Below are 26,451 nucleotides of genomic sequence, written 5' to 3'. Positions count from 1 at the left end.
GGCGTCACGACTTCGGAACGCCGGCGCCTTTCCTCTGACGTCACAGCGCGGCCAGCTGCACCAGATCCAGGCGGCGGGCCGTGCCCAGGTACGCACGTCCGGGCGGCCCGCCGAAGAACTGGTCGGGCTCCAGGTTCACGCCGTGCTCGCGGGCGACCACCCGGTTCGCCGGCGTGAGCAGGAGCCGGGTCCCCGCGCGGAGGATCTCGGTGACCTCGGCCGACAGCGACCGGCGGTGCCCTTCCAGCAGGGGCGTGGCGTCTCCGGTGAGGATCAGGGCCCGCCGGCCCAGGTCGGCTGGGGCGAGGATGTCCTGCAGGAGGGTCGGCAGGGTGTCGAAGCCCTGCTCCCTCGGCGCGATCGTGAGCTGGTCGAAGTCGTCGACGATCACTGCGTGGCGGGTGCCCTCGAAGGCCGCGACGGCTTCCCGGAGGTCGGCGTCGGTGAACGACGTGCCCGCCAGCGTACGGGCGCCAGGCAGCGAGCGGGTCAGCGGGGACCTGGGCGGCGCGACGGCCAGGACGTTCACCCCGGCCCGCAGGAGGCCGGTGGCCATGACCAGGGCGGCGTTGCTGCGGCCCGATCCCGGCGGCCCCGACACCAGCACCAGATGCGGTCCGGCACCGAAGATGTCCAGTCCGATGGGCAGGACGTCGGGACCTCCGACGCCGATGGGGACGCCCGCCGCGCCGCCGACCGCGTCCAAGGGGATGGCGACGGGCAGCGGCGGGAACGGTTTCGGCAGCCGCCCCTCCCCACGCGCCGCCACCACCTGGTCCGGGGGCAGGCAGAGCTGGACGTGAAGCCCGGTGGCGGCCTCGACGGCCCGGCCGGGCAGCACCGGTGGTGACACCATCCCCGACGTGAGGTACGCCCGCCGCGTCTCCTCCCGAGGAAACGGCAGGAACAGCCGCTGCGAGAACAGATCGGGCGTCTTCCCCCGGAGCATGTCATGCCCGCCCACGGCCACCACGTGGATCCCCACGGGAGGCCCCCCGGCCACGATTCCCCGCACGGTCACCAGCAGCGGCGTCTCGAAGAAGTCGGGATTGCCGCGATCCTCGAAGTACTCCCACCCGTCGATGACCAGCACGATCACCGGATCGCCTGACCCCGTGGCGGGAGACAGCCGCGACAGCCGCCGCCGCTCCACCTCGCCCGCCAGCCACGTCACCATCCGCCGGATCCGATCGGGCTCATCGGCCCCCACGACCGCCCCGCAGTGCGGCAGCGACGCGTACGCCGCCAGCCCGCCCGGCTGGTTCTCGATGACATAAACCCACACCTGCGCGGGCGAGCACCGCGCCGCCAGGCTGGAGATCAGCGTACGGACGAACGTGGTACGCCCCGACTGCGGCCCTCCGGCCACCATGAGCCGCTCGGTCCCGCCCAGGTCCAGCGCCATCGCCGGCTGCGCCTGATTGACGGGATCATCCACCAGCCCATACGGCACTTCCACCGGCCCACGCGGCCCGTCGGCCGACCTGTACGACGCCGCCATCCGTCCAAGCTCCAGCGACGCGGGCAGCGGCGGCAGCAGGGGACGGAACGGTGGATCGCCGGGCAGCCGCCGCGCCGCGTCCAGCACGGCGGCGATGGCCAGATCCTGGTCGCTACGGCCCCGCACCGGCGAAGATCGGGGCGAAGGACGCGGCAGCCCGAGCGCGGACCAGGGCAGCAGCCGGGCCGTGGCCGGGGCGGCGCCGGTCGGCGGCGGGTTGCCCAGGTACCCGCTCTGGAAGAGCTGCGGCGTACGCTGCTCCCCTCCCACCCGCATGATCATGCCCCGGCCGCGCAGCCGGGACGGGATGGCGGCGGCGTCCGGCACGCCCAGGACCTCGGTGCTGTCGGAGGGCTCGTTCTGCCGCAGCGTGATGCGCAGGGAGATGTTGTTCTTCAGCTCGGGCGACAGCTTGCCCTGCAACGACTGCGTGGCCAGCACCAGGTGCATGCCCAGCGAGCGGCCCTTGGCGGCCACGTTCACCAGCTCGCGCAGGAAGTCGGGTGAGGTCTCCAGCACGCGCGCGAACTCGTCGAACACCATGACCAGCCGGGGCAGCCGCCCGCCCGCGTCCCAGTACGCGTCGATCTCGCCGCCGTACCGGGCCAGGATGGCCTCCCGGCGCCGGACCTCCGCCCGTACCGAGGCCAGGACGCGCCGCGCGGCGCTCTCGTCGAACACGTCGGCGGCCGTGTCGCCGGTCGACCGGATCAGTCCCACCACGTGCGGGCAGTCCTCGAACGGCAGGAACGCGCTGCCGCCCTTGAAGTCGACCAGCACCAGGTTCAGCTCGTCCGGCCGGTTGGCCAGCAGCAGCGAGGTGACGAGCGTCTGCAGCAGGATGCTCTTGCCCGCGCCCGTCGCCCCGCCCAGCATCGTGTGCGGGCCGTCGGCCGCGAGGTCCACGGTCACGGGGCCCGAACCGTCGGCGCCGATGGCGACCCTGGTGGTGGGCCCGGGATGGGTGCTCCAGCGGCTCAGGACGAGGTCGGCGTCGGGCACGCCGAGGCCCAGCACGTCCAGCAGGCGCACCGCGGAAGGGATCACGCTCTCCGCCCGGGCCAGCGTGAGCCGGTCACGCATGGGCGCCACCGCGCGGGCGATGCGCTCGGCGGCCTGCTCCCCGAGGCTCTCCGGTTGCACGAAGACCGGCAGGCCCTGGCGGCCGCGGGTGAGGAGCATGCCGGTGCCGTCCAGCTCGCAGACGCCACGGCACTCGTTCAGGCTGCGCTGGTCGGCGCAGATCACGTACACGCCGACCGACGGGCCCTCCCGCAGGATCTCCTTCATGCCCGGGATGTCGCGTAACGCCCGCGCCCCGTCGAGCACCACGACGACGTCTTCCCCGAAGCCGGAGTGGCGGTCCCGGACCTTCCGCCGCTCGGTGACCAGGTTCTTGAGCTCCTCGATCCGCGCCGTCCTGGTCTCGGGCGTGTTGCCCACCAGGCACGGGACCGGCCCGTCCACGCTCAGGTGCGGCAGCCAGCGCGCCCACGCCAGGTGCTCGCCCCCGGACGCGGTGATCAGCACCAGTCGCAGTTCGTCGGGCGCACGCAGCGTACCGAGCTGGACCAGCAGCCAGCGCAGCAGCGCGTCGACCGGCTCGGGCGGGCCGATGACGCCGAGCACGCCGATCTCGCGCAGATCCACCGTGACAGGCACCCCGCGAAGCACCGGCTCGGTGAACCCCGGCCACGGCTCCCCGTCGAACTGGATCGTGGCCGGCTCGTCCGCGACCCCCACGCGCAGCGTGAGGCCGTCGGGGGAGTCGGCGTTGCGCGGCCACAGCCCGGGACCCTCGTGGGTGGCGGCGAAGGTGAGATCGACTTCGTCCGGGGCGACGACGTGGCGCAGCCACTGCTCGTGTACGACGTGCCGGCGAATCCGTTCGGCGGTCTCCCGCTTGCACTCGTCGAACTCGCGCTCTTTCTTCCTGCGCTGCCGCCCCTCGACCCACTGCGTGGCGAAGAACGTCACCGGCGTCAATATGCCGAACAGCAGAAAATATGCGCTTTTCAACAGAATCGCCATCGCGATGGAAATCGGCAGCGGCAGCAGCGACGAAAGCAGCGCGACCGCGATATTGCGCTGCGGCACCTCGCTCCTGGGCAGGGCGATCCTGCCCGCCGGGACCGCCGGCGCGGGCGAGAACGCCCGGTCGAAGTCGATCCGCCCGTCCCGGCCCCGCGTGGTCCTGAGCCGCGACGACGGCAACGGCGCCCACCGCAGCCGGTCGTCGCCCACCTGCAGGACCCCGTCGGGCCGCAGCACCGTGGGCTCGCGCACGGGCAGCTCGTCCACCAGCGTGCCGTTGCGCGACCCGAGGTCGGCGACCGTGGCCTCGCCGGTCCACGACACGTCCAGGCGGGCGTGCCGCCGGGACACCCGCTGGTCGCGCAGCAGGCCGATGTCGGTCCACTCGCGGCCGATGACGTGGCTGCCGGGGCTGAGCCAGATCACCCGGCCCGCGTCGGGGCCGGCGAACACGCGGATCGCGCCGGCCGCGGTGAGCGGCCGCCAGGGCTGCGTACGCTCCGGCTCTCCCACGCTGATCGTCGCCCCCGGCACGAGCGGGCTGCCGGCGACGGCGGCCTCGGGGTCGAGCTTGCCCGTGCCGACGAAGCACGGCCGCCCCTTGACGGCGACGGGAAGAGCCCGCAGCAGCGAGCCGATCGTGGTCTCGGGCTCCGCCGTCACCTCGACATCGAGCTCAGCGGAGGCCGCCGGGTCGCGGATCGTGGTCCGAATGATCATAATCCCCTCTCCAGGGGACTAGGCCCGATTTATCATTTAAATCTAGCTGTACGCCCAGAGGGCCAAAGTACATGATCGCTGGCTAGAGTAAGAATTCCCATATCAGCGCGATATTTCATGATATCCGCAGCGCGAGGAGCCTGCCCCCTTGTGAATCACCGCGTAACCGACGAAGCCATGGTCCGAGCCCTCTACCGCGAATACGGCGCCCCCCTGATGGCCTTCGCCATCCGGCTGACGGGCGGCGATCGGCGCTGGGCGGAGGACGTCGTACAGGAGACCCTGGTGCGCGCCTGGCGTAACCTCCACGACCTCCGCACGGACTCCGGCTCGCTCATGCCCTGGCTGGCGACCGTCGCGCGCCGCGTCGTCATCGACGACCGCCGCCGCTCCGGCTCGCGCCCCCTGAACACCGTCGAGGAGATCCCCGAACGCGCGCAGCCCGTGGCCGCCGAGGACGAGCGCCTGTTACGCGAGATCGTGGTGACCGACGCGATGCTCTCGCTCTCCCCGGCCCACCGACAGGTCCTCACAGAGACGTTCCTCCTCGACCGCACGGTCCAGGAGGCGGCGGAGAAGATCGGCGTGCCCGTCGGCACGGTGAAGTCCCGCGTGTACTACGCCATGCGCGCCCTGCGCGTCGCATTGGAGGAAAGGGGGGTGATGCTGCCATGACGCAGGAGCATCACAACAGGGAAAGGGGGGTGGTGCAGCCATGACGGAGGTGCATCACGAGGACGTGGCCGCGTACGCGCTCGGCCTGCTCGACGAGAACGAACGGGTGGCGTTCGAACACCATCTGGCCGGCTGTGCCAGCTGCGCGGAGGAGGTGGGCGCGTTCACGGCGATGGGGGAGCTGATCAAGAGCGTGCATCCGGACGACCTCCTGCCCAACGCGCCCGACCCCCAGGTCGAATCACTCCTGGTGCGCCGGGCCGCCGCCGAACGCCGTCGCCGCCGCTTCCACCGCACGATCATGACCGCCGCCGCCTGCGTGCTGGTCGCGGCCGGCGTCTTCCTGGCCGTCAACTCGGTCACCGGCGGCCCCAACCCCGACAGCATCCACGGCCCGGCCCGCGAGCTGCTCCTGACCGGCAGCACATACTCCGCCACCGACCCCGCCACCGGCACGTCCGCCATCGTCGGCCTGGAGGACAAGGGCTGGGGCACCCACGTCGCGCTGGAGCTGAAGGGCGTCAAGGGCCCGCTGCAGTGCCGCCTCCTCGCGGTCGGCGACGACGGCCGCTCCGAGGTCGTGGCCAGCTGGGGCGTCCCCGACAAGGGGTACGGCGTGCCCGGCTCCCCCGACCCCCTGGTGCTGCACGGCGGCACCAGCCTCCCCGAGGACGACCTCAACCACTTCACGATCGAGACCTTCGACGGCAGAACGCTGGCCACCATCGCGGTGTGACCGCAGACAGCGGGGTCTGCGTCTACGATCGGTGGCGATGCGCATCGACCTGCACAGCCACAGCAGCGCCTCCGACGGCACGCAGCCCCCGGCCGACGTGGTGCGCCGGGCCCGCGAGCGGGGGCTTGACGTGCTGGCGCTCACCGACCACGACACCGTCGCCGGGCATCCGGCGGCGGTCGAGGCGCTGCCCGCCGGGCTGACGTTCGTGCCCGGCATGGAGCTGTCCTGCCGCCGCGCCGGCCAGAGCATTCACCTGCTCGCCTACCTCTTCGACCCCGCCGAGCCCGAGCTGCGCGCCGAGTGCGTGCGCATCAGGGAGGCCCGCGAGCTGCGCGGGCGGCTCACCGTCCAGCGATTGGCCGAGCTGGGCGTGCCGGTCTCCTGGGAGCAGGTGTCCGAGCTGGCCGCGGGCGGCCCGGTCGGGCGGCCGCACATCGCCCGCGCCATGGTCGCCGCCGGGGCGATCGCCGCGCCCGAGCTGGCGTTCACGCCGGAGTGGATCGGGACGGGCGGCCGCGCGTACGTGTCCCGCTACGCCCTGGACCCGGAGCGGGCGGTACGCCTGGTGCGCGCCGCCGGCGGGGTGCCGGTGCTGGCCCACCCGAAGGCCGCCAAGCGCGGCAACGTCGTGCCGGACGAGTGGATCGCCGAGCTGGCGGCGGCCGGGCTGTTCGGGGTCGAGGCGGACCACAACGACCACGACGCCGCCGCCCGCGAGCAGGTGCGCGGGCTGGCCCGCGAGCTCGCGCTGGCCGTGACCGGGTCCAGCGACGACCACGGCGAGCTGACCGGGCACCGGCTGGGCTGCGAGACGACGGCGCCGGAGGTCTACGAGCGCCTGGTCGCCGAGGCGACCGGCGCGACGCCGATCACGTCACAGAACCCGTAGATACTCCCGCAGCTTGAGGACCTGCAGCCGCTCCGCGATCTCGTCCCAGGGCGCGAGCGCCGCCAGCCCGGCCTCCCGGTGCGCGGCGGCATTCTCGGGCCGCAGCCTGGCCAGGTGCAGGTGCGCCAGCGCGGTGCTGACCCCGGCCGGAGGCAGCCCGTCCAGCGCGTCGTCCAGCAGCGCCGCCACCTCCTCGGGCAGGTGCCCCGGATCTTCCAGCATGGCCCCGGCCCGCTGCACGAGACACCGCGCCCGCCCGATCTCGTCGGCGTTCTCGGTATAGAGCCGCTCGGCCTGCCGCAGGTGGGCGCCCGCGTCGAAGAGCTGGCCGAGGTAGAAGTCCGCGAGCGCGAGCAGTTCCTCCGCATGCGCCTCCGCGCCGCGGTCGCCGGCCCGTTGCGCCTTCTCCAGGGACTCGAAGAGCACAGCGCGGGCTTGGCGGTAAAGCTTGCGGGCCTCGGGGCCCCAGCCACCGTGATCGAGCTGCTGCCCCTTGCGCATGAGCAGCGCGGCGATGTTGTTCGCCCGCAGCGCGTGGCCCGCCACGTCCCCACCGGACAGCGCCTGGCCGTAGTGGACGAGCGCGGACTCGACAGCGGTGAACTCGTCGCCGCCGGCCAGCAGGATGGCCGCGTGCTCCAAGTGCAGCTCCGCGGGCCAGGACTCGACCTTGACCCGTAGCTGGGCCGCTTGGTCGAGGTGGTGCCTGGCCTTGCGCGGGTCGCCGGAGGTGAGCAGGATCGCGCACTGGCGTAGCTCGGCGGTGGCCTGCACGTTCTCGTCGCGGAGCGCCTTGGCGGCCCTGGCCAGCGCCTCCGCCGCGCGCAGCCGGTCCTCGTGCCGCTGTTCGAGCCGGAACCAGTACTCGAGGGCGTCGGCGATGCGGCCGAGCGCGCGGCCGGTCTTGGGCACGGGATTCCGGCGCGCCAGCACCTGCAGCAGCACCTGATCCTCGATCGCGAACCAGTTGCGGGCGTCGTCGGCGGGCAATTGGGCGGCGAACGCGTCGGCCTGGTCGGCGAAGTGCCCCACCAGCCGCCGCCAGGCGGCGGCCTGGCTCGGCGTGCTCCGCGCCCCGGCGTCGCGGGAGGCACTCGTCACCCGGACTCGGGTCATCCGCACGTTCTCCACGAGGCCGAGCTCGGCCAGCTCGTTGATCGCGTCCTTGGCGGAGGGCAGGCCGAGCAGGGCGGCGGCGGCCTGGTGATCGACCTCGGCGATGGGCAGCCCGGCCAGCAGGATGAGCAGTTGCTTGGCCGTCGGCCTGAGCTGCTTGATGCTCAGGTTGAGCACGAAGCCGAGCTTCTCGTCAATGGGCAGCCTGTTCAGGTCGTCGACCAGGGCTCTCAGTGAGATCCTCGGGTTGCGGGCGAGCCAGCGACCGATCCTGACGATCTCCGATGGGCTGCCCACGCACGCGTCGACCATCAGCCCCACGGCCTCCCGGCCGCGGTCGGCGCGCTCGTCGCTGATGTGGCGGGCCAGCAGCTCCCGCCCGGCGTCCGGGGAGAGCGGGCCGAGTTGGACCGGCTTGACGTGCCGCGGCAGCTCGCCCGAGACCGTACCCGCGACCATGATGTACGCGCCGGGCACCCGTGGCGGCAGCCAGGCGACCTGGCTCCACGTGCTGACGTTGTCGAGCAGCAGCACCCGCCTCGTGCCGGTGAGCGCGTCGATCACGTGCGAGGTCGCGTCCGCGGGCTCCTGGATGGCGCCGGGCGGCCGGTCGAGCGTGCGCATCACGCGCTGGGCCACGCTCAGGGGCGCCTCCGGGTGGTCCCGGTCGGGGCCGCGGACGTCGGCGTACCGCTGCTTGTTGGCGTCGTCGGCCAGCTCCCACGTGGCGCGGATCGCCACCGAGGACGTGCCCATCCCGATCGGGCCCTGGACCACGGCCAGGCCGCTCTCCCTTGCCCGATCCACAACCTGCTTGACCTCGGTCTCCCGGCCGATGAGGTCGCCGAGTGCGGCGGGGGCGGGCAGGCGGCCGGGGAACGGCCGGGGAGAGGGCGTACGACGGCGGTGAAAGACGCGGGCGAGCCAGCCGGCCGCGATGGGCAGCGAGAGGGCCACGCCGGCGAGCAGCCAAAGCGGGACTCCCTCCACCAGGCCCTCGATCACCTCTCCCTTCAGAATGAGAATGATTTCTCCCACCGTGACCAGCCCGCCCGTTCCCAGCTCGGGCAGGCGCGCCCCGGCCCGCCGGTAAACCCGCGACAGCCGGAACCGCAGCCGGTCCCGGTGCGAGATGTCCGTCATCGCCGGATCCCCCGCGTCAGTCCGCGGTACAGCCAGCGGGCGGTGAGGGCGACCACGGCCACGGGCACCGCAGTCGCGATCATCGACTGTGCCGCCAGCGTGCCCGCGGAGCTGGTGAAGTGGCGGGACTGCTCCAGCACGATCAGCGGCAGGTGGTCACCCGACGGCCAGTTGAGCAGCAGCCCGACGACCGTGTCGTTCCACACCAGCACGAACGCGAGCACGCCGGCCAGCACCACGGCCGGGCGCGCCTCGCGTACCACGTGGAACAGCTCCCAGCGGTGCCGCGCGAGCATGGGGGTCGCCACCCGGGTGAAGGCGTTGTGCAGCACCAGCACCGCCAGCGGGATCACCAGCGCGGCGTGCACGATGGCCAGCGCGGAGGAGGCGCCGGCGACCGGGCTGATCCAGCGCTGCAGCGGCACGGCGAACGCCTGCGGCGGCAGCGCCGCCAGTGCCACCGCGACCAGGAGGACGGGTCGCCAGGCGCGGCGCGGCAGCAGGTGCTCGTGGGCCATCACGTACGCGGCCGGCACGGCGGCCAGCAGCACCAGCCCGACGACCACGGCCGCCCGCAGGAACGTGGTGCCCAGCGCGGCCACGAAACCACCGTCGGCGAGCACCTCCCCGTACGAGGCGAGGGTCCACGGGCCGCCGCTCCACCATCCGGACAGCGTCGCGGCGACCGGGTCGCGCACCGAGGTGAGCACCAGCACCGCGAACGGCAGCAGCCACAGCACCGACACCACCCCGCACACCAGCCGGCCTCGCCGGTCCCGCCTCGGGGGGTGCGTGAGTGGGCGAGTGGGGGGCGGGGCCCAGCTCACGCGCCCGCGCAGCCCGGCGAGCGACGGCAGCGCCAGCACCGCCACCAGCGTGGACAGCACCACCGCGAGCGCGGCCGCACGCGCGGTGCCCAGGTCGCCGTGGTGCCGCCACCAGAACAGTCCGCCGCCCTCGACCTCGGCCTGCATCGACCCCGGCGCGCCCATCAGCACGAGGTCGAACACGCGGGCCGCCGCCACCAGCGCGAACAGGTATGCCAGCGCCGCGGGCCCGGCCAGCGCGGGGACCACGATGGACCATAGTCTGCGCCGCCGGCCGACGCCGAACGCCCTGGCCATCCGCAGCAGGTTGGTCGGCAGTCGGGCCAGCGCCTCGTGGAAGACCAGGAACGCGATCCCTGCCCACTGCCACACGAACGCCGACCCGAGCACCAGCCAGATCCAGACCGGCCCGAGGAAGGCCACGTCGGCGCCGAGCAGGGCGCTGAACAGGCCGCGCCGCTGGTTGGTGTCGTACAGCAGGCGGAAGATCGCGCCTGTGGTGAGCGGGGAGACCGCGGCCGGCAGCACCAGTAAGAAGCGCAGGATCCGCACCGAGACCGGGCCCGCGTTCCTGGCCAGCCAGGCCAGGCCGAGCCCCACCGCGCACACGACCACGGCCAGCACCAGCCAGATGAGCGAGTTGCCCAGCGCCTGGAGGACCTGGACGTCGCGCAGCACGTCGTAGCCGGCGAATCCCTCGGAAAAGCTGATGATCACGGTGGCGGCGAGCGGAACCAGGATGATGCCCGCCGACAGCAGCACCGCGAGCAGCAGGTAGAGAGACGCGCGCCAGCGGCCGAGGCCGTGCCTGACCACGGGGATGCCGGCGTCGTGGTACGGCACCACCTCGAACAGGAAGGCGTTTTCCCTGCTCATGAGGAACCCTCCCGGCCGCCCGCGACGAGTTTCTCGCGGGCGTCGTTCGCCGCCTTCGCCGGATCGACCTGGCCGACGACCACGTCGGAGAACAGCTCGGTGAGCACACGCCACAGCCCACGCCCGTCGCCGCCCTCCAGGCTGCCGATGAGCCGGTCGGACAGATCGTAGTGGCCGTTCACGGCGTCGTTCAGCTCCTCCGCCGGGCCGCGGAGCAACGCGTTGGACGGCAGCGTGAACGGCGTCAGGAAGCCGCCGTCGCCGATCCACTGCGTCAGCGCGTCCCGCTCGCCCGGCCTTCGCGGCCTGGTCAGCCAGTTCACGAACTCGATCGCGTCGGCCCGCCCGTCCCGCATCGCCACCGCCACGTCCCCGCCGACCACCAGCGGCGGCGGGTTGTCCCGCCATCGCGGGAAGCGGAAGTGCCCGGCGACTCCCTTGCCGGCGTAGCGGTCGATGACCGGCAGGGCGAAGTCGGGCGCCGCCACCAGGTCGGCGGTGCGGTAGACGAAGACGTCGAGTACGGAGTCGTGGAACTGCATGGTGAGCGCGCGCCTACCCTGGTCGCGATCGAACGCTTCGCGCCAGATCGTGGCCAGCAGTTCGAGCGCCTCCTCCGTCCGCGCCACGCCCCACCAGGCAGGGTTCCCCGGCTCCCCTGACGGGGGGAAGAGCCCGTTGTACACCTCCGGTGCACGGGCGAGCAGGACGTTCTCGAACCAGTCGCTGAGCGTCCATCCGTCGGCCGCCCCGATCGCGAGCGTGCCGCGGGCGGGCCGCCAGGTGTCCAAGTCCGCGGGCGGCTCGGCGAACTCCCCGGCGCGGTGCCAGACGAGCGACTTGTGTGCGATCTTGAACCAGGCGCCGAGCTCCTCGCGGCCGCCGTACGGGGTCACGAGCCCGCGCCAGAACGCGGGCTGCTCGTGGCCGCCGGTCCACGGCCTGATGCGGCGCTGGACCACCGGGTCGAAGAGCAGGCCGAGCCTGGGGATCACCGCCGCGTCGGGGATGACCTCCTCGGCCGGGCCGCGCAGCAGGGCCGCGATGTTGTCACCTGCCGAGTAGACGCTGACCGGCCTGCCGTACTCCTTGACCACGTCGAGGAAGCGCCGGAGTTCGTCGCCGCTCCAGACCACCGCCACCCGTAGCGGCCGCTCCGCGCCGCAGCCGGCCAGGGCCACGGCCGGGATCGCGGCCAGCAGCCCCCTACGGCTCAGCGACATCGGCGACCTCCCAGACGCGCGAGGGCGAGGCGAGGCTGGCCACCCTGGTCCTGTCGTCGGTCACGACCAGCACGGCCAGGCCGGGATCGGTGCGCAGCGCCGCGCTCACGGCCGCGTGGCAGGGCCCGTAGCCGGTGCGGTCCTCGACCACCATGAGTTTGGGCGGTGTGTGCCTGCACAACGCCCGGGCCAGGGCGACGTACAGCTGCTCGTCGTGGGCCAGCTCGTGCGGCCGTGACCGCAGGAAGCCCTGGATCTTCATCCGCCTGGCCATGTACGCGACCGTGCCGTGGACGAGCTCGTTGTCGCGGACGGCCAGCGCGAGGTTCTGCTCGACCGTCCGGTGCGGCAGCAGCCCGGCGCCCGCCGGGACCAGTCCGATCGCGCGATCGGCCGGCAGCCGCATGGTGACCTCCTCATCGAGGATGCGGATCCGGCCGCCGACCGGCATTTCCAGGCCGAGCAGGAGGTCGGCGAACGCGTCCGCCTCGGCGGAGCCGGCGGCCACCACCACGGCGGCCTGCCCTGGCGGGATCGTCAGGGGGTCGGGCGACAGACCACGCCGGGTGCCGTGCGTTTCCCATGTGAGGGCAGAGAGCTCTAGCAGTGGTACGTCCACAACCGCCGTCAATTCCGGATGTCCTCCCCGTTCCGCACTTGACGTTTTCACAAACCGTGAGTCACGGCAACGCATTGGCGCGGCTTGGGCATGGGCAGATCCGGAGCGGCGAAATGCACATATATCCCCATATGACGTGGGAATTCGGGTCACTCCGGCTTCTGCGGCGCGGCGAAGTGCGTGGCGAACCAGTCGCGGGCGTGCCCCGCCACCGCCTCCAGCGCACCCGGCTCCTCGAACAGGTGGGTGGCGCCGGGAACGACGGTGATCCGGCTCTCGGCCCGCAGGTGCCGCTGGGCCTCCTCGTTCAGCTCCACCACCACCGGGTCCCTGCCGCCCACGATGAGCAGCGTCGGAGCCCGTACGGCGGCCAGTCGCCGGCCCGCCAGATCGGGCCGCCCGCCGCGCGAGACCACCGCGGCGATCGCGTTGTCCGGCTCGGCGGCCGCCCACAGTGCGGCCGCGGCGCCGGTGCTGGCCCCGAAGTAGCCGATCGGCAGGCCCGCCGCCTCCGGCTGCTCCCGCACCCAGCCGGTGCGCTGCAGCAGCCGCTCGGCCAGCAGCCCGATGTCGAACACGTTCGCCCGATCGGCCTCCTCCTCCGGCGTGAGCAGGTCGAACAGCAGCGTGCCCAGTCCCGCCTGGTTGAGCACGCCGGCCACGTAACGATTGCGCGGGCTGTGCCGGCTGCTCCCGCTGCCGTGCACGAACACCACGACCCCCTGAGCGGCGTCAGGAACGATCAGATCGCCGGACACGTGCCACACCTCCCCACAGCCTGCCGCTACCCCGGTAAGCCCTGGTCTACCCACCTGGTTCACTTGGGCCCCGCCGGGCTCAGCCGAGGTCGCCGATCTGGCGTGAGACGGCAGGGCGTCACCCGGCCCCATTCCAGGGTGACGCCCCGCCGCCGACCGGTCAGCCCAGCACGAGCGCCGTGACGAACTGCAGCAGGTGCCAGGCCACGTAGGCGCTCACCGACCAGAACGCCCACTCCTTGCTCCGCCGGATCCTGGAGACCCAGCGAAGCTGCTCCACGGGCTCCTTCCGTGCCCGGATGGTCCGGGTGACCAGGAAGGCGGACGCCAGCCAGGCGATCCCCGACCCGGCGAGGAGCCCGAGCGAGAGGCCCAGCAGGACCTCCGACCCGTCGGGCGCGTCCCAGGGCGACAGTTGCCTGGTCCAGGCGGCCACCACGCCGACGAGCAGGGCGACGGTGATCCGTCTGTCCTTGCGCGCCTGTCGCTTGAGCCACTGCAGGTCTCGTCGTAGATGATTTTTGAGGAGCATCCGGATCACCTCCGAGGGGAGTAGCTGGTAGCACCAGCTAACGGGATGACCCGGAAGAGATCTGCGACCTCAGACAGCAGAATTCACGACTTTTGGCGGCATTTCATGCCAATTCCCGTAGCTCTTCCGTCACCCGCCGCACCTCCAAGAGGTCGCCCACCTCTTCGAGCGTCCGCACGGCCTCGTTCAGATACGCGATGGCCGCGCCCCGGTTGCCCAGCCTGGCCGAGATCAGCCCGAGCGACCGCAGCGCGCACCCGAGATCCCGCCTGGTCCCGCACTCCAGGTGGACGTCCCTGGCCTGTTTCGCGTAGACCAGCGCCTCCTCGACGCCGTCCAGGTCCAGCAGCACCATGGCCAGCGTCGTGAGGGCCGCCGCCCACCGGTCCCTGGTGCCGGTCTCGTTCTGCAGCTCCACCGTCTCCCTGGCCGGCTCCAGCGCCGCCGCCGGCCGGCCCGCCGTGTGCAGCGCCTGCGCGATCGACAGCAGCGCGCTGGCCCGGTTGTCGCGCAGCTCCTCCCTGATCGCCAGCGACGACTTCGCCGCCTCCAGGGCGGGCTTGTGCAGCCCGAGCGACAGGTACGTGTACGCCAGCGTCTCCTGCACGTCCGCCTCCGCCCGCCGGTTCCCCATGCCCTGCACGATGTCGAGGGCCTCCAGCGCGTACACGAACGCCACCTGCGGTAACCCCTGGCGCCGCCGCACCCGGGCGAGCCGGTTGAGCATGCGGGCCTCGACCGGCTCGTCGTGGATCACCCGGCTGATCGCCAGCGCCTGGTTCAGGTAGTCGTCGGCCCGCAGGTAGTCCGACAGCCGCCAGTGCACGAGCCCGATGTCGCCGAGCGTCTCGGCCTTTCCCTGCTCGTGGTGGAGCTCGATCTGCACGGCCAGCGCCTGCTCGTAGTAGGCGAGGGCCTCGTCGTACCGGGAGCCGTTGCGGGCGATGCGCCCGAGCGCGCACAGGGCCCGGCCGCAGCCGTGCTGGTCGCCGGTCGCGGTGTACCCGGCCAGCGCCCGCTCCGCGTCGCGCTGCGCGTCGTGCTGCAGCCGCAGCAGGTCGTAGATCTCGGCCAGGCAGAGCAGGGTCTCGGCCTCGGCGTGCTCGTCGCCCAGCTCGTGGCAGATCGACAGCGCCTCCAGGCCCTCCGACAGGGCGGCGTTGGGCTCGCCCAGGTTCTGCTGCACCCGGGCCAGGATGATCAGGCTCTGCGCGGTGCCGCGGCGGTCGCCGAGCTCCTCGCGTACGTCCAGGGCCTGGCCCGCGTACTGCAGCGCGAGTTCGTACCGCTCCTGGGACAGGTGCAGGCGGGCGAGGGTGTGCAGGCAGCTGGCGACGCCGGCCAGGTCGCCGATCTCCCGGTAGAGGCCGAGCGCCTGACCGGCGCAGCCGAGCGCGTCCTCGCTGTTGCCGGCGATGCCGTGCACCTCGGCCAGGTCGTTGAGCGCGCGGGCCCGCCCGACACTGTCGCCGAGCGAGGTGTAGTCGGCCAGCGCCTCGCCGATGAACCTGGCCGCCAGCGTCGACGGCCCGATGTCCCGGTGGATCGAGCCCAGGTTGCCGCGCATGAGCGCGATCGCCCGCCGGTTGCCCACCTGCATGGCCGAGCTCAGCCCGGCCTGCTGGATCTCCAGGTTGTTCTCGTAGAAGCGCAGCCGCCTGAACGGCTCGAACACGGCCTCGGCGAGCCGCCAGGCCATCCCGTACGCGCCGCTCTCCTCCGCCAGCCGCACGGCCGACACCAGCGAGCGCCGCTCGGCCTCGAACCACTCGCGCGGCGTCTCCGGGTCGGTCGCGACCGCCAGGTAGTGGTCGAGCAGCCGCGCCCTGGCCTCGCGCACGCCGGCCTCCGCGTGCCGGCCCAGCTCCCTGGCCAGCCGCTTGACCAGGTCGTGCACCCGGTAGCGGGGCCCGGGCAGCGGCTCCACCAGGTACGCCCGGTGCAGGCCCTCCACCGCGATCACGGCCTCGCTCACCGGCACGCCGAGCGCCGCGGCCAGCACCTTCGGCGTGAAGTCGCGCCCGGGCAGCAGCCCGACGTGCCGGAACGCCCGCCGTTGCCCCGGGCTCAGCGACTCGTACGCCAGATCGAGCGCCGAGCGGAACGCCTCCTCGGGATCGCCCACCAGCAGCCGGTCCGGCCTGCGCAGCTCCTCCACCCGCGCCCGCACGCTCATCCCGGGATTCTCGGCCAGCTTGGCCGCCGAGATCCGCAGCGCGAAGGGATGGTACGAGCACACTCGGGCCAGCTCGGCCAGCGCGTCCCGGTCGGCCGCCCGCGGCGAGCCCTCGCCGAGCACCGCCACCAGCAAGGCCACCGCGTTGCCCGGGTCGAGCACCGGCAGGTCCATGAGGTCGGCGTGCCCGGTCGCTCGAAGCGGCGCCATCCGCGTCCGGCTGGTCACCAGCACCACGCAGTCCTTGCTGCCCGGCAGCAGCGGCCGCACCTGGCCGGCGTCGGCGGCGTTGTCGAGGATGAGCAGCAGCCGGCGCCCGGCGATCCTGCTGCGGTAGAGCAGCATCAGCTCGGCCTCGTCGGAGGCCGGCTCGCCGACGCCGAGCGAGCGCAGGATCTGTCCGAGCGCCTCGACGGCGTTCATCGGCGGCTGGCTCGGCGACTGGCCGCGCAGATCGATCACGATCTGCCCGTCGGGGAACCGGTCGGCGTGCAGGTGGCCCCAGTGCGTCACCAGCGCGGTCTTGCCGACGCCCGGTAACCCCTGCACGACCATGGTGTTCGTCCGGCGCGGCCGCTCCAGCCAGGCGGTGAGCAGATCGAGGCTCTGCTGGCGCCCGGTGAAGTCCGGCACGTCGGCGGGCAGCTGGCGGGGCCTGGGCAGCTCGCCGACCGGGAGCGGCTCCGCCAGGGCGCCCGGCCGGGTGAGGAACGGCGTCACCCGGCCGGTCCAGGGCGCCGATAGGTGCTCCCAGTCGCCGGCGGCGACGCGCAGCGCGGGCGGGTCCTCGATCCGCAGCCGCCGGTAGCCGGGGCGTACCAGCCAGCCGCGCTGGACCCACTGCTGGAGCTGCCGCTGCACCACGTCGGGGGAGCTGCCGACCAGATCGGCCAGGGTCTCCATGGACAGCGGCGGCGCGGACTCCGAGGCCAGCCCGTACCGCTCGTCCAGGTGCAGCAGCCACACGGCCAGCCGGGCGGCCACGGGGGCGCGGGCGAGCGCCTCGTGCCTGCGGGCCGCCATGTTCCTGGCGAACAGCTCCTGGACCAGCGCGGTCACCACGGCGGGGCTGGCTGCGGCGTGCTCGCGCAGCCGCCGCATGTCGACGGGCCAGGCCCGCAGCTCGGTCAGCGCGTCCACCTTGACGCGCTCACTCGGGCTCCAGAAGGCCAGCTCGCCGACGAGGTCGCCGTCGCCGCGCAGGTCGTGGACGGCTTCACGCCCTCCGGCCGGGGTGTACTCGCGGGCGTAGCCGTAGTCGATGACGTAAACCCGGTTGGCGGGCCGCAATGGCGAGCAAATCGTCTCGTTACGTCGGAACATCCGCGGGCGGGCACCCTCGTCCACCAGTGACCTGAACGAACCCACCCCGACACCACCAATCTGGGGACGGCGGTGTCCTCGGCATGACAGACGGAAAACAGCCCGACCACCAATGTGTCACATCGGCGGGCCCCGCTGTCAATCGGCTCAGACGTGTGCCGTCTCCGTGCGGTCGGGGACGAAGCGGTAGCCGACGTTGCGGACCGTTCCGATCAAGGACTCGTACTCGGTGCCGAGCTTGGCGCGCAGCCGCCGGACGTGCACGTCGACCGTCCTGGTGCCGCCGAAGTAGTCGTAGCCCCAGACCTCCTGCAGCAGCTGGGCGCGGGTGAACACCCGGCCGGGGTGCTGCGCGAGGTATTTCAGCAGCTCGAACTCCTTGAACGTGAGGTCGAGCACCCGGCCGCGCAGGCGCGCGGTATAGGTGGCCTCGTCGATCGACAGGTCGCCGCTGCGGATCTCGTCGGGCACGTCCTCTTCGGCGGCCTGCGAGATGCGGCCGGTGGCCATGCGCAGTCGCGCCTCCACCTCGGCCGGCCCCGCGCTGTCGAGCAGCACGTCGTCGACGCCCCACTCCGCGGTCATCGCGGCCAGCCCGCCTTCGGTCACGATGACCAGCAGCGGGCAGTCGATGCCCGTCGTGCGGATCAACCGGCACAGGCTCTTGACCTGCACCAGCTCCTTGCGCGCGTCGACCAGAACGGCGTCGGCGGGCGGCGTGTCGATCAGCGCTGACGCCTCTGCCGGGGCGACGCGGACCGAGTGGAGCAGCAACCCCAGCGCCGGGAGCACCTCGGCGGATGGCTCGAGAGCGTTGGTCAGCAGGAGCAGGTTGCTCATTACGGCCTCCTCAAACGCGCAAGGACCCGGGGGCTACGTCGCCCAGGTCCTGTAGGGAGGATATCCCACGAGTAAGTCGAGTCCATGGCGCGTCCACCAGGTGAACAGCGCGTCTCCTGGAACAAGCTCGTTAAGGGCGACGCACAATAGGACGCGGACAGATTGTGAGGACGGCGTGGCCACAGGAAAAATACGGTATTGGGCGGCGGCCAAGGAAGCGGCGGGCGTTGCGGAGGAATCGTTCGAAGCGGCAAATCTTGGTGAACTCATGACGAAAATCACACAAAATCGTGCAGATCTGGCACGCGTCGTGCGGCGTTGCTCGTTCATCGTGGACGGTTCACCGGTCGGCAAGCGGCCCCATGACGAGGTCGTTCTCGGCGACGGCGTGACCGTGGAAGTGCTCCCGCCCTTCGCCGGCGGGTGATCGAACGCTTTGCCGGGGAATGAGACATGCCAGTCGATAGGCTCTTGCCCCCCGCCTAGACAGGGAGCCCCATGCGCAAGCTGATCGTTTTCCTGATCGTGCTGGTCATCCTCCTTGTCGCCCTCGACAGGGTCGCCGTGGCAGGGGTGGAGCGCGACCTGGCGAACAGGATCGCGGCCGCCTCCGACCTCAGCGGCACACCGACCGTGACAATTGAGGGCATCCCATTTCTCACTCAGGCCATCGCCGGGCGCTATCCAGAGGTACGGTTCAATCTCGGCACGCTCACCTACGGGGGTGTGCCGGTCAAGAACCTGCGGGGCGCCGCCTACGACGTGACGGCCCCGCTGGCCGACGTCCTCCAGAACAGAGCCAATGTCCGGGCCGGCCGCGTGGCCATCGCCGGCACGCTGACCAGGGCGACGATCGACAAGTACGCGCCGCGCGGCGTCAAGATCGGCGGTAACGGGAAGCGGCTCACGGCGTCGGGTGAGGTGATGGTAGGGGTGCAGAAGATGACGTTCAGCGCCGAGATGCGGGTCGAGGTGGCCGACGGGGGCATCAAGCTCCAGGCCGAGAAGATCAAGGGCGTGCCCGACCAGGTCGCACAGTTCGTTTCGTACACGATCCCGTTCAAGGGGGACCTGCCCTTCGACGTGAAGGTGACCGGGGTCAAGAGCGTGGCCGAAGGATTGGAGTTCTCGGCCGAAGCGTCTGACGTGCCTCTCCGTGGATGACATTGAACCGGCCCGCCCCGGCATACGTGATGAGGGCGTGAGCACAGCCGGCACCGCCGACGAGGAACTTGTGAGGACCCTCTTCGACGAGCACGCCGGGCCACTCTACGGATACGTGCTGCGACTGACCGGTGACTCGGGACGGGCGGAGGATGTCGTGCAGGAGACGCTGCTGCGGGCCTGGCGGCACCCCGACGCGCTCTCCGACCGGCCGATCCGCGCGTGGCTGTTCACGGTGGCCCGCAACCTCGTCGTCGACCAGCACCGCGCCAAGAAGGCCAGGCCGCAGGAGACCGGCGACGAGGCGCTGGCGGTCCTGCCCGCCGAGGACGAGCTGGAGCGCGCGGTCGAGTCGTGGGCCGTGGCCGAGGCGCTGGCCGTGCTCCGGCCCGAGCACCGCGACGTGCTGTTGGAGGTCTACTACCGGGGGCGATCGGTGAAGGAGGCGTCGGCGACGCTGGGCATTCCGCCGGGAACGGTCAAGTCGCGCACCTACTACGCGCTGCGCGCGCTCAAGCTCGCGCTCGAGGAGCGGGGGCTGGCGCCATGATGACGTGCGAGGAGGTACGGCTGGCCCTGGGCGTGCACGCCCTGGGGGCGCTCGACCCTGAAGAGGCGCTGGAGATCGACACCCATCTGGCGACCTGCGAGGCGTGCGGCGCCGAGCTGCTCGAGCTCGAAGGCGTGGCCTCGTTCCTGGGCAAGGTGTCGGAACGCGACGTCGAGCTGGTGGCCAGCCCCCCGCGCCAGGTGCTCGACCGGCTGCTCAACGCCCGCGCCAAGCGGTCCAGACGCGGCCGGATGCTGCTGCTTGCCGCGGCCTCCGTCGCGGTGCTGGCGCTCGGCGGCACGGTCTGGACCGTCATCCAGGAGAGCCCCCAGATGGCGTCCACGGCGGCGGCCCCGGAGGCCACCCGCCCGGCGGAGGAGGTCGCGCCCCGCGTGGCCCAGGACAGCGGCGAGTCGACCAACGCGGAGCTGCGCCAAAAAGCCGAGCCGTCCGCCAGTCCCAAGGCGTCCGCCAGCAGGTTGCCCCAGATGCCCGAGAAGGCGGTCGCCGGCCGCGAGTTCTCCGCCGAGAACAAGGCCGAGGACTACCGCGCCACGGTGATGGCCTGGCCGCTGGAGGGCGGCGGCACGGAGCTCGGCGTGTACGTCAGCGGCGTGCCGGCCGGCACGACCTGCCGCCTCGTCGTCGTGGGCAAGGACGGGCGGCGGGATCCCATGGGCACCTGGGCCGTCGGCCCGGAGACCTACGAGGACAGGGAGGCGTTCAAGAGCACGACCTCGCTGCCGATGAGCGACATCGCCAGGTTCGAGGTCGTCGACGACCGGACGGGGCAGGTGCTCGTCAACGTCGGCGTACGGAAGTAACCGGCGTACGGAAGTAATCGCGGTCGCGCGCGGTTGCATCAGGCGTGACGGATCTGTTGTCCGAGGGCGAGCTCGGCGCGGTGCTGGGGGTGCGGGCTACTCTGGTGCAGTTCTCCACCGCGTTCTGCCAGCCGTGCCGGGCCACCAGGCGGATCCTCGCCGACGTGAGCGCGCTCGTGCCGGGGGTGCGCCATGTCGAGGTCGACGCCGAGTCCCGGCTCGACCTGGTGCGGCGGCTGGACGTCACCGGGACGCCGACGGTCCTCGTGCTCGACGCGGCGGGAAAGATCGTGAAGAGGGCCTCTGGCCAGCCGCGGAAGGCCGACGTCCTGGCCGCGCTCGCCACGGCCGTGACCGCCGGGTCGTCTCACGAATCGTCTCAGCAACCGGACGAGATGTGACAGATGACGAGACGCCGAGTAGTGTCGTCGGCATGAACCCATCGACAGAGCTGCTGACGAAGCGGCGCGCGGTTGATTTCTGCCGCGTCGCCACCGCGCTCTGTCGCGCTGCCTGAGGACGATCTAGCGGACATCGGATCCGCCCCAATCGACCCTTCAGGAGCATCCTGCGATGCCTGCCGACCCTAGAGCGCTGCGCCTCGGCGCGGCGATGACCACCCTGATTCCCGCCCACGTCCCAGAGACGGGGCGCTTCCGGTTGCCCGCGGTCGCCCACCACTCCCCGATGCTCCTCGACGCAGCCTGCGGATTCAGCCTTGGCTGCGACACGTACCTGCTCAATCGCCGTCTACTGCCCGCCGCCAACATGGAGGTTTCCCAATGAGCCGCTCCGCCGCCCTGGTGGACGCCGACTGGGTCGAGGCCAACCTCGACACCCCAGGCGTCGTACTCGTCGAGGTCGACGAGGACGTCAGCGCCTACGACAAGGGCCACATCCGTGGCGCCGTGAGGGTCGACTGGCAGCAGGACCTGCAGGACCCGGTCCGCCGCGACTTCGTGGACAAGACCGGTTTCGAGGCCCTGCTGTCCGACCGCGGCATCTCCAACGATGACACCGTCGTGCTCTACGGCGGCAACAACAACTGGTTCGCCGCCTACGCCTACTGGTACTTCAAGCTCTACGGCCACGACAACGTCAAGCTGCTCGACGGCGGGCGCAAGAAGTGGGAGCTCGAGTCGCGCGTGCTGGTCAAGGACGTGCCGCAGCGCGCCAAGACGCAATACTCCGCCAAGGAGCAGGACAGCGCGATCCGCGCCTTCCGCGACGACGTGGTCTCGGCGATCGGCAAGCTCAACCTGGTCGACGTGCGCTCGCCCGACGAGTTCACCGGCAAGCTGCTCGCCCCCGCCCACCTGCCGCAGGAGCAGGCGCAGCGCGCGGGCCACGTGCCCACCGCCCGCAACATCCCGTGGTCCAAGGCGGCCAACGACGACGGCACCTTCAAGTCCGACGACGACCTGCGCACCCTCTACCAGGAGGCCGGGGTCAACTTCGAGAAGGACACCATCGCCTACTGCCGCATCGGCGAGCGCTCGGCGCACACGTGGTTCGTGCTGCACGAGATCCTCGACCAGGCCAACGTGAAGAACTACGACGGATCGTGGACCGAATACGGCTCGCTCGTGGGCGTGCCGATCGAGCTGGGGGAGGCCCGCTGATGACGACTGCACAGGGTTGCGGAGCGCCGGAGCAGACGATCGCGCTGCCGGCCGGGATCGACCTGACCAACCAGGCCGTGATCCAGGGCGTGGTGACGGGCGCGGGCACGGCGTACGCGCGGCTGCTCGACCACTCGGGCGAGTTCACCGGCGAGGTCGTGGTGTCCGAGGAGGGCGTCTTCCGTTTCTTCGCCGCGCCCGGCGACTGGACCGTCCGCATCATCGCGGGCGGCGGAGTCACCAGGGACGTCCAGGTGGAGGCCAAGCTGGGCGAAGTCTCCCAGCTCGCCGTCGCCGTCTGAGCACACGCATGAAGGCCCGCGTCTTTCCAGGCGCGGGCCTTTCGCGTGCAACCGATCCGGGCACGGCGGTGTTCTACCTGACGTGATTGCGATCGACCCGGTGTGCAAGGCGCTGCTCGACGACCTCGACGAGGGCTTCGCCGAGATGTACGCCGCCCACCGCAACCTGGTCTTCTCGACCGCCTTGCGGCTGAGCGGTCATTGGGCCTGCGCCGAGGATCTGACCGCGGAGGCGTTCCTGCGGGCGTACCGTGCGCTGGCCGGCTACGACCGCGACCGCGTCGCCGCCCTCCAGCCGCGGGCGTGGCTGATGACGATCCTGATGAACCTCTGGCGCAACGCGGCCCGCACCAAGTCCCGCAAGCCGCCGCCAGACCTGCGCGACGAGCCGGTCGACGCCGTCGATCCCCGCCAGGACGTCGAGGCGGCGGCGGAGCGCCGCGAGACCGGCGACGAGCTGGCCGAGCTGCTCAGCCTGCTGCCCGACGAACAGCGGGCCGCCGTCGTGCTCAGGCACGTCGTCGATCTGCCGGTCAGCGAGATCGCCACCGTGCTCAAGATCCCGCAGGGCACGGTCAAGTCGCACGTGTCGCGGGGGTTGCAGCGGCTGCGCGCACTAGGAGGTGCCCGATGACCGAGGATCGCCTGCTCACCGGACTGGCGGCGCTGGCCGCCGACGCGCCGGACGGGCTGCTCGACAGGATCGCCGCCCGCTGGGTCAGCGTGCCGGGGCCGATCGGGAAGCTGGGGGTGGCGTTCACCGACCAGGGCGTGGCGTACGTGCACCCTGGGGAGGGGTTCGCGGAGGCGTTCAGGGCGAGGTTCGGCCGCCCCCTGCTGCCCGCCGCCCGCCCGCCCGCGGGGCTGGTGCCCGCGCTGCGCACCGGCCGCTCGTCCGGGGTGCGGCTGGACCTGCGCGGGCTGAGCGGGTTCCAGCGCGACGTGCTGGAGGCGGCGCGGACGATCCCGCGGGGCGAGGTGCGGCCCTATTCGTGGATAGCCGCCCAGATCGGCCGGCCCAAGGCGGTACGGGCGGTGGGCACGGCGCTCGGCAACAACCCGGTGCCGCTGCTGATCCCGTGCCACAGGGTCACCAGGTCGGACGGCGCGGTCGGCGACTACGTGTTCGGCGCGGCGGCCAAGGAACGGCTGCTGCTGGCCGAGGGCGCCGACCTGGAGTGGCTGCGGGAGCTGGCCGGGGAGCGCGTGTTCTACCTGGCCAGCGACACCACGGGCGTCGTCTGCTTCCCCACCTGCCACAACGCCAGGCGCATCACGCCCGGCCACCGGCACGGCTTCCGCAGCGTCGCCCAGGCCAAGGCGGCCGGCTACCGGCCGTGCCGCACCTGCAAGCCGGCTCAGGGCTTGGTGGGGTAACGCATCAGGAGCGTGGCGCGGACGATGTCGGGGCCGTGCGCCCGGTAGCCGTGCGGCACGTCGGAGCGCCACGAGATGTGGTCCCCGGGCCCGGCCGTCAGCGGCTCGTTGATGGGGCCCGCGCTCAGTGTGCCGCTGAAGACCGTGACGTGCTCGCTCACGCCCTCGTGGTGCGCGGGCGAGGTCTGTGTGAGGCCGGGCGGGATGCGTACGCGGTAGAGCTCGTACGTGACGTGGTCGTCCTCGAACACCTCGAGCAGCTCGGCCTCGATCGCCGTGCCGCGCATGATCTGCGGCTCGGGCGGCGGGTCGAGAATGGCCCCGATCGGCACGCCGAGCTGCGCGGTGATCGCCCACAGCGTCTCCAGCGTCGGGTTGCGCGTGCCCGTCTCAACCCCCGACAGGGTGGCCTTGCCGATGCCGGCGCGCTTGGCGAGCTCGGACAGCGAGACGCCGCGCGCCTGCCGCAGCCGCCGCAATCGATCTCCCACCACGCGGGGGTCGGTGTCGAAGGCGGGCAGCGGCTCCATACAGTCATGCTGCCGCACCTGTCGCGCTTCGTGGCCGTGATGTCTCCCCAGATAATTCTTCTGTCACTGCTCAGGGACGCTCGCATGCGCCGGCACCCGTCCATCTGGCCGACGGCCCATAGCCCTTTCTGGGGTTGCTGCTGCGGCACAAGGGACAGACCGATACGATTCAGCAGGTGTCCGGTCCGACAGGTGTGATGGCGCCGCCCCTACCTGGGCCTACGCCGGCTCAGCGGTTGCCGTCGCCGTACTCGCTGCCCCTGCACGCACTGCGCCTGGCGGGGAAATGCGCCCTGCCGTTGATCCTCTGGTTCGCCGCCGGCGAGCTGGTGCGCTTCGTGCTGCTGTACGGCGCCACCGAGGTCGCGTACGGCGACTTCAGGCAGGTCCGCCTGGTGGCCGTGATGACGCTGCTCACGCTCATCGTGCTGGCGGCGATGACGGTCATCACCGGAATGCTCTACACCCTGCGCAGCGCGTTGTGGGAGATACGCGCCAGGGCGGGCGAGGGTGTGGAGGACGAGCGCTTCTTCAGAGCGCTGGACCGGGTCGCCCCGACCTTCGCAGTCCTCTACCTGGCGTGGGGATTCCAGACAGAGGACGCCAGGGACGTCTACCAGATGGACATGTTCCATCACGCCTCCGACGTGCTGGAGAGCTCCTGGTTCGGCGAGGAGAGCCAGGTCGGCCGGGGACTCGTCGACCTCGACTGGCGGGTGTCGCTCGGCGCGATGGCCGTCATGTTCGGGCTGAAGATGCTGTTCGCGAAGTTCGTGGAGAAGGGTAAGGGGCGGTTCTACGGCTTCGGCGCCGCCTTCTCGGAGTTCGCCTTCGTCTTCTACGGGCTCAACGCCACCGTCGCCGTCGCCGACGCGCGTTCCGAGTGGATGGAGCAGCGCAGCGTGATCGTCGGCTCGGAGGACGTCTGGACCGAGGTCCAGAAGGACGTGCCGGTGTGGAAGACCATCACCGAAGCGGTAGGCGACCTCTGGCCGCTGTTCATCGACGCCGTCGCCGTCCCGCTGGCCTGGCTCACCGTGGCGATGCTCGTCTTCGGGGCGTACTCCGACGAGACCCGCGCCCTGGTCAAGGGCACCCGCCTGGAGAAGGGCGTGGAGCGTCTCGAAAGCAGCCACGACCTCACGCAGAAGTCGTTCAACCAGGTCACCGGTGGTTTCCGGGATCGCTGGCTGCCGCTGGCGAACTCCCTGCGGATGATCTTCAAGAGCGGCGCCCCGCTGTTCGGCATGATGTGCCTGTGCTACGTGACCATCGCGGTGGCCGCGCAGTACGCCGACCGGGCGGTGCGGACGCTCATCGGCACGAGGCAGGAGTGGACCTGGACCTACCTGGGCCCGCCGATGTCGTTCGTGCGTGAACTGATCGTGACCGTGCTCACGATGGCGCTCCTGGCGGCCACGTACGACATCGCGGCCACGCGGGCCCGCCTCAAGGGCGAGTCGCTCAACGACGTCTGAACCGCAGCACGTCGACGGGCTCCTCCAGTTTCTCCGCGCCCTCCCGCTTGAAGAGGTCCTCCGTCGGGGTGTCCGAACGGTAGGTGCTCGGCCTGAAGGAGAGCTCGACCTCGTTCGCCACCGGGGCCGGCACGATCGCCACTCCCTGGATCTTGTACTCCTTGCCCACCACCAGCCGGTCCGTCGGCCGGTCCCCGACTGGCTCGATCTCCACGGTCCAGGTACGGCCCGCGCGGTCCGCGAGCTGGACCTCGCCGGGTTCGGTGATCATGGTGGCGCTACCCTTGTCGAGCACCTTCTTTGTGATGTCCACCCGCAGCCAGGTCACCTCGGGGCCGTGCCGGCTGCCCGCGGGCGCCTTCATGGGTGCCACCGTGGCCTTCCACTCGATGTTGTGGACCTTCCCCGCCTGGCCGGTGGCGACAATGGTCTCCCTGGTCTCCTTCGTGGTCTGCCTCTCGTAGAAGAGGTAGCCGTCGTACGACTGGGCGGCCGTGGCCAGCAGGGACACGACGACGGCGCCCGCCGCGATCAGGAGCGTGCGTCTGCGGCGCGGGCGCGGTGCCGGCTGCGCCGCGTCCGGCGCGGCGGCTTGCTGGGGGCGGGCCGGCGG

25 protein-coding genes are annotated in these 26,451 nt (G+C 71.7%); 14 read left to right on the top strand and 11 right to left on the bottom strand.

Going from position 1 to position 26,451, the window contains the following annotated elements:
• Positions 1-40 precede the first annotated feature (40 nt).
• The gene (locus tag EJK15_RS23600; RefSeq protein ID WP_138712637.1) at positions 41-4,255 is read right to left on the bottom strand and encodes an FtsK/SpoIIIE domain-containing protein; all 4,215 of its coding nucleotides are present in this window, start codon (positions 4,253-4,255) and stop codon (positions 41-43) included.
• A gap of 150 nt (positions 4,256-4,405) precedes the next feature.
• Here EJK15_RS23600 and EJK15_RS23595 point away from each other — a divergent pair, with 150 nt between their 5' ends.
• Genes EJK15_RS23595 through EJK15_RS23585 form a run of 3 tightly spaced genes read left to right on the top strand, consistent with a single transcriptional unit; the run spans position 4,406 to position 6,558 of the window.
• Entirely contained in the window at positions 4,406-4,930 is a 525-nt protein-coding gene (locus EJK15_RS23595) for a sigma-70 family RNA polymerase sigma factor (protein WP_276615424.1), read from the top strand.
• A gap of 40 nt (positions 4,931-4,970) precedes the next feature.
• Entirely contained in the window at positions 4,971-5,666 is a 696-nt protein-coding gene (locus EJK15_RS23590; RefSeq protein ID WP_138712636.1) for an anti-sigma factor family protein, read from the top strand.
• Between the two features lie 37 nt (positions 5,667-5,703).
• Positions 5,704-6,558 carry a PHP domain-containing protein gene (locus EJK15_RS23585; protein WP_138712635.1) on the top strand — a complete coding sequence of 285 codons (855 nt, stop codon included), beginning with the start codon at positions 5,704-5,706 and terminating at the stop codon, positions 6,556-6,558.
• On the opposite strand, the gene EJK15_RS23580 is transcribed toward EJK15_RS23585, so the two are convergent.
• The 8 genes from EJK15_RS23580 to EJK15_RS23545 form a co-directional block, all read right to left on the bottom strand.
• Positions 6,544-8,817 (bottom strand): tetratricopeptide repeat protein, encoded by a 2,274-nt coding sequence (locus EJK15_RS23580; RefSeq protein ID WP_138712634.1) that lies wholly within the window; start codon positions 8,815-8,817, stop codon positions 6,544-6,546. The two genes, EJK15_RS23585 and EJK15_RS23580, sit on opposite strands and share 15 nt — an antisense overlap.
• Positions 8,814-10,520 carry an ABC transporter permease subunit gene (locus tag EJK15_RS23575; protein ID WP_138712633.1) on the bottom strand — a complete coding sequence of 569 codons (1,707 nt, stop codon included), beginning with the start codon at positions 10,518-10,520 and terminating at the stop codon, positions 8,814-8,816. Before EJK15_RS23575 ends, EJK15_RS23580 begins: the two co-directional genes overlap by 4 nt.
• On the bottom strand, positions 10,517-11,743 hold the full coding sequence (locus tag EJK15_RS23570) for a type 2 periplasmic-binding domain-containing protein (protein ID WP_138712632.1): 1,227 nt from the start codon (positions 11,741-11,743) through the stop codon (positions 10,517-10,519). Before EJK15_RS23570 ends, EJK15_RS23575 begins: the two co-directional genes overlap by 4 nt.
• Positions 11,727-12,374, bottom strand: coding sequence for an ATP-binding cassette domain-containing protein (locus tag EJK15_RS23565; protein WP_138712631.1), 648 nt, complete (start codon positions 12,372-12,374; stop codon positions 11,727-11,729). The genes EJK15_RS23570 and EJK15_RS23565 overlap by 17 nt, the downstream gene beginning before the upstream one ends.
• A gap of 137 nt (positions 12,375-12,511) precedes the next feature.
• A complete protein-coding gene (locus EJK15_RS23560) occupies positions 12,512-13,120 on the bottom strand; it encodes a dienelactone hydrolase family protein (RefSeq protein WP_240777164.1) in 609 nt (202 codons plus the stop codon).
• A 160-nt stretch (positions 13,121-13,280) separates the two neighbouring features.
• Positions 13,281-13,652, bottom strand: a complete 372-nt coding sequence (locus EJK15_RS23555) for a hypothetical protein (RefSeq protein ID WP_138712629.1) — start codon at positions 13,650-13,652, stop codon at positions 13,281-13,283.
• Between the two features lie 103 nt (positions 13,653-13,755).
• Positions 13,756-17,151, bottom strand: coding sequence for a tetratricopeptide repeat protein (locus EJK15_RS23550; RefSeq protein ID WP_138712628.1), 3,396 nt, complete (start codon positions 17,149-17,151; stop codon positions 13,756-13,758).
• Between the two features lie 147 nt (positions 17,152-17,298).
• The gene (locus EJK15_RS23545) at positions 17,299-17,991 is read right to left on the bottom strand and encodes a response regulator transcription factor (RefSeq protein ID WP_138712627.1); all 693 of its coding nucleotides are present in this window, start codon (positions 17,989-17,991) and stop codon (positions 17,299-17,301) included.
• Between the two features lie 175 nt (positions 17,992-18,166).
• On the opposite strand from EJK15_RS23545, the gene EJK15_RS23540 reads away from it, so the two are divergent.
• From EJK15_RS23540 to EJK15_RS23495, 10 genes are all read left to right on the top strand, one after another.
• A complete protein-coding gene (locus tag EJK15_RS23540) occupies positions 18,167-18,418 on the top strand; it encodes a MoaD/ThiS family protein (protein ID WP_138712626.1) in 252 nt (83 codons plus the stop codon).
• A 71-nt stretch (positions 18,419-18,489) separates the two neighbouring features.
• Positions 18,490-19,155: an LmeA family phospholipid-binding protein gene (locus EJK15_RS23535; RefSeq protein ID WP_138712625.1), complete on the top strand. Its 666-nt coding sequence runs from the start codon at positions 18,490-18,492 to the stop codon at positions 19,153-19,155.
• Positions 19,156-19,192: 37 nt separating this feature from the next.
• A complete protein-coding gene (locus EJK15_RS23530) occupies positions 19,193-19,705 on the top strand; it encodes a sigma-70 family RNA polymerase sigma factor (protein ID WP_138712624.1) in 513 nt (170 codons plus the stop codon).
• A complete protein-coding gene (locus tag EJK15_RS23525) occupies positions 19,702-20,529 on the top strand; it encodes an anti-sigma factor family protein (protein WP_138712623.1) in 828 nt (275 codons plus the stop codon). Before EJK15_RS23530 ends, EJK15_RS23525 begins: the two co-directional genes overlap by 4 nt.
• A gap of 44 nt (positions 20,530-20,573) precedes the next feature.
• Entirely contained in the window at positions 20,574-20,930 is a 357-nt protein-coding gene (locus EJK15_RS23520) for a thioredoxin family protein (RefSeq protein WP_138712622.1), read from the top strand.
• A gap of 172 nt (positions 20,931-21,102) precedes the next feature.
• The gene (locus tag EJK15_RS23515; protein WP_138712621.1) at positions 21,103-21,315 is read left to right on the top strand and encodes a hypothetical protein; all 213 of its coding nucleotides are present in this window, start codon (positions 21,103-21,105) and stop codon (positions 21,313-21,315) included.
• Positions 21,312-22,151: a sulfurtransferase gene (locus tag EJK15_RS23510; protein WP_138712620.1), complete on the top strand. Its 840-nt coding sequence runs from the start codon at positions 21,312-21,314 to the stop codon at positions 22,149-22,151. Before EJK15_RS23515 ends, EJK15_RS23510 begins: the two co-directional genes overlap by 4 nt.
• Positions 22,151-22,453, top strand: a complete 303-nt coding sequence (locus EJK15_RS23505; protein ID WP_138712619.1) for a DUF1416 domain-containing protein — start codon at positions 22,151-22,153, stop codon at positions 22,451-22,453. Before EJK15_RS23510 ends, EJK15_RS23505 begins: the two co-directional genes overlap by 1 nt.
• Before the next feature lie 82 nt (positions 22,454-22,535).
• Positions 22,536-23,087: an RNA polymerase sigma factor gene (locus tag EJK15_RS23500; RefSeq protein WP_240777163.1), complete on the top strand. Its 552-nt coding sequence runs from the start codon at positions 22,536-22,538 to the stop codon at positions 23,085-23,087.
• On the top strand, positions 23,084-23,830 hold the full coding sequence (locus tag EJK15_RS23495; protein ID WP_138712618.1) for a methylated-DNA--[protein]-cysteine S-methyltransferase: 747 nt from the start codon (positions 23,084-23,086) through the stop codon (positions 23,828-23,830). The genes EJK15_RS23500 and EJK15_RS23495 overlap by 4 nt, the downstream gene beginning before the upstream one ends.
• Here EJK15_RS23495 and EJK15_RS23490 read toward each other — a convergent pair.
• Positions 23,812-24,360 carry a helix-turn-helix domain-containing protein gene (locus tag EJK15_RS23490; RefSeq protein WP_138712617.1) on the bottom strand — a complete coding sequence of 183 codons (549 nt, stop codon included), beginning with the start codon at positions 24,358-24,360 and terminating at the stop codon, positions 23,812-23,814. The genes EJK15_RS23495 and EJK15_RS23490 overlap by 19 nt on opposite strands.
• 176 nt (positions 24,361-24,536) lie before the next feature.
• Between EJK15_RS23490 and EJK15_RS23485 the strand changes: the two genes are divergently transcribed.
• Positions 24,537-25,838, top strand: coding sequence for a hypothetical protein (locus tag EJK15_RS23485; protein ID WP_138712616.1), 1,302 nt, complete (start codon positions 24,537-24,539; stop codon positions 25,836-25,838).
• Here the strand turns inward: EJK15_RS23485 and EJK15_RS70805 are convergent.
• The coding region (locus EJK15_RS70805; RefSeq protein ID WP_171074495.1) for a hypothetical protein at positions 25,825-26,451 on the bottom strand (627 nt) is incomplete at its 5' end. The two genes, EJK15_RS23485 and EJK15_RS70805, sit on opposite strands and share 14 nt — an antisense overlap.

Origin of the sequence: Nonomuraea basaltis, from assembly GCF_005893125.1 — a bacterium.
In the GTDB taxonomy this organism is placed as follows: domain Bacteria; phylum Actinomycetota; class Actinomycetes; order Streptosporangiales; family Streptosporangiaceae; genus Nonomuraea; species Nonomuraea basaltis.
This window is presented reverse-complemented; position numbering and strand designations above follow the sequence as displayed.

Bases quoted from the DNA above. Each gene is read 5' to 3' on its own strand.
- EJK15_RS23600 (WP_138712637.1), bottom strand. From the start codon at position 4,255: ATGATCATTCGGACCACGATCCGCGACCCGGCGGCCTCCGCTGAGCTC.
- EJK15_RS23590 (WP_138712636.1), top strand. From the start codon at position 4,971: ATGACGGAGGTGCATCACGAGGACGTGGCCGCGTACGCGCTCGGCCTG.
- EJK15_RS23585 (WP_138712635.1), top strand. From the start codon at position 5,704: ATGCGCATCGACCTGCACAGCCACAGCAGCGCCTCCGACGGCACGCAG.
- EJK15_RS23580 (WP_138712634.1), bottom strand. From the start codon at position 8,817: ATGACGGACATCTCGCACCGGGACCGGCTGCGGTTCCGGCTGTCGCGG.
- EJK15_RS23575 (WP_138712633.1), bottom strand. From the start codon at position 10,520: ATGAGCAGGGAAAACGCCTTCCTGTTCGAGGTGGTGCCGTACCACGAC.
- EJK15_RS23570 (WP_138712632.1), bottom strand. From the start codon at position 11,743: ATGTCGCTGAGCCGTAGGGGGCTGCTGGCCGCGATCCCGGCCGTGGCC.
- EJK15_RS23555 (WP_138712629.1), bottom strand. From the start codon at position 13,652: ATGCTCCTCAAAAATCATCTACGACGAGACCTGCAGTGGCTCAAGCGA.
- EJK15_RS23550 (WP_138712628.1), bottom strand. From the start codon at position 17,151: ATGTTCCGACGTAACGAGACGATTTGCTCGCCATTGCGGCCCGCCAAC.
- EJK15_RS23545 (WP_138712627.1), bottom strand. From the start codon at position 17,991: ATGAGCAACCTGCTCCTGCTGACCAACGCTCTCGAGCCATCCGCCGAG.
- EJK15_RS23535 (WP_138712625.1), top strand. From the start codon at position 18,490: ATGCGCAAGCTGATCGTTTTCCTGATCGTGCTGGTCATCCTCCTTGTC.
- EJK15_RS23525 (WP_138712623.1), top strand. From the start codon at position 19,702: ATGATGACGTGCGAGGAGGTACGGCTGGCCCTGGGCGTGCACGCCCTG.
- EJK15_RS23515 (WP_138712621.1), top strand. From the start codon at position 21,103: ATGCCTGCCGACCCTAGAGCGCTGCGCCTCGGCGCGGCGATGACCACC.
- EJK15_RS23510 (WP_138712620.1), top strand. From the start codon at position 21,312: ATGAGCCGCTCCGCCGCCCTGGTGGACGCCGACTGGGTCGAGGCCAAC.
- EJK15_RS23505 (WP_138712619.1), top strand. From the start codon at position 22,151: ATGACGACTGCACAGGGTTGCGGAGCGCCGGAGCAGACGATCGCGCTG.
- EJK15_RS23495 (WP_138712618.1), top strand. From the start codon at position 23,084: ATGACCGAGGATCGCCTGCTCACCGGACTGGCGGCGCTGGCCGCCGAC.
- EJK15_RS23490 (WP_138712617.1), bottom strand. From the start codon at position 24,360: ATGGAGCCGCTGCCCGCCTTCGACACCGACCCCCGCGTGGTGGGAGAT.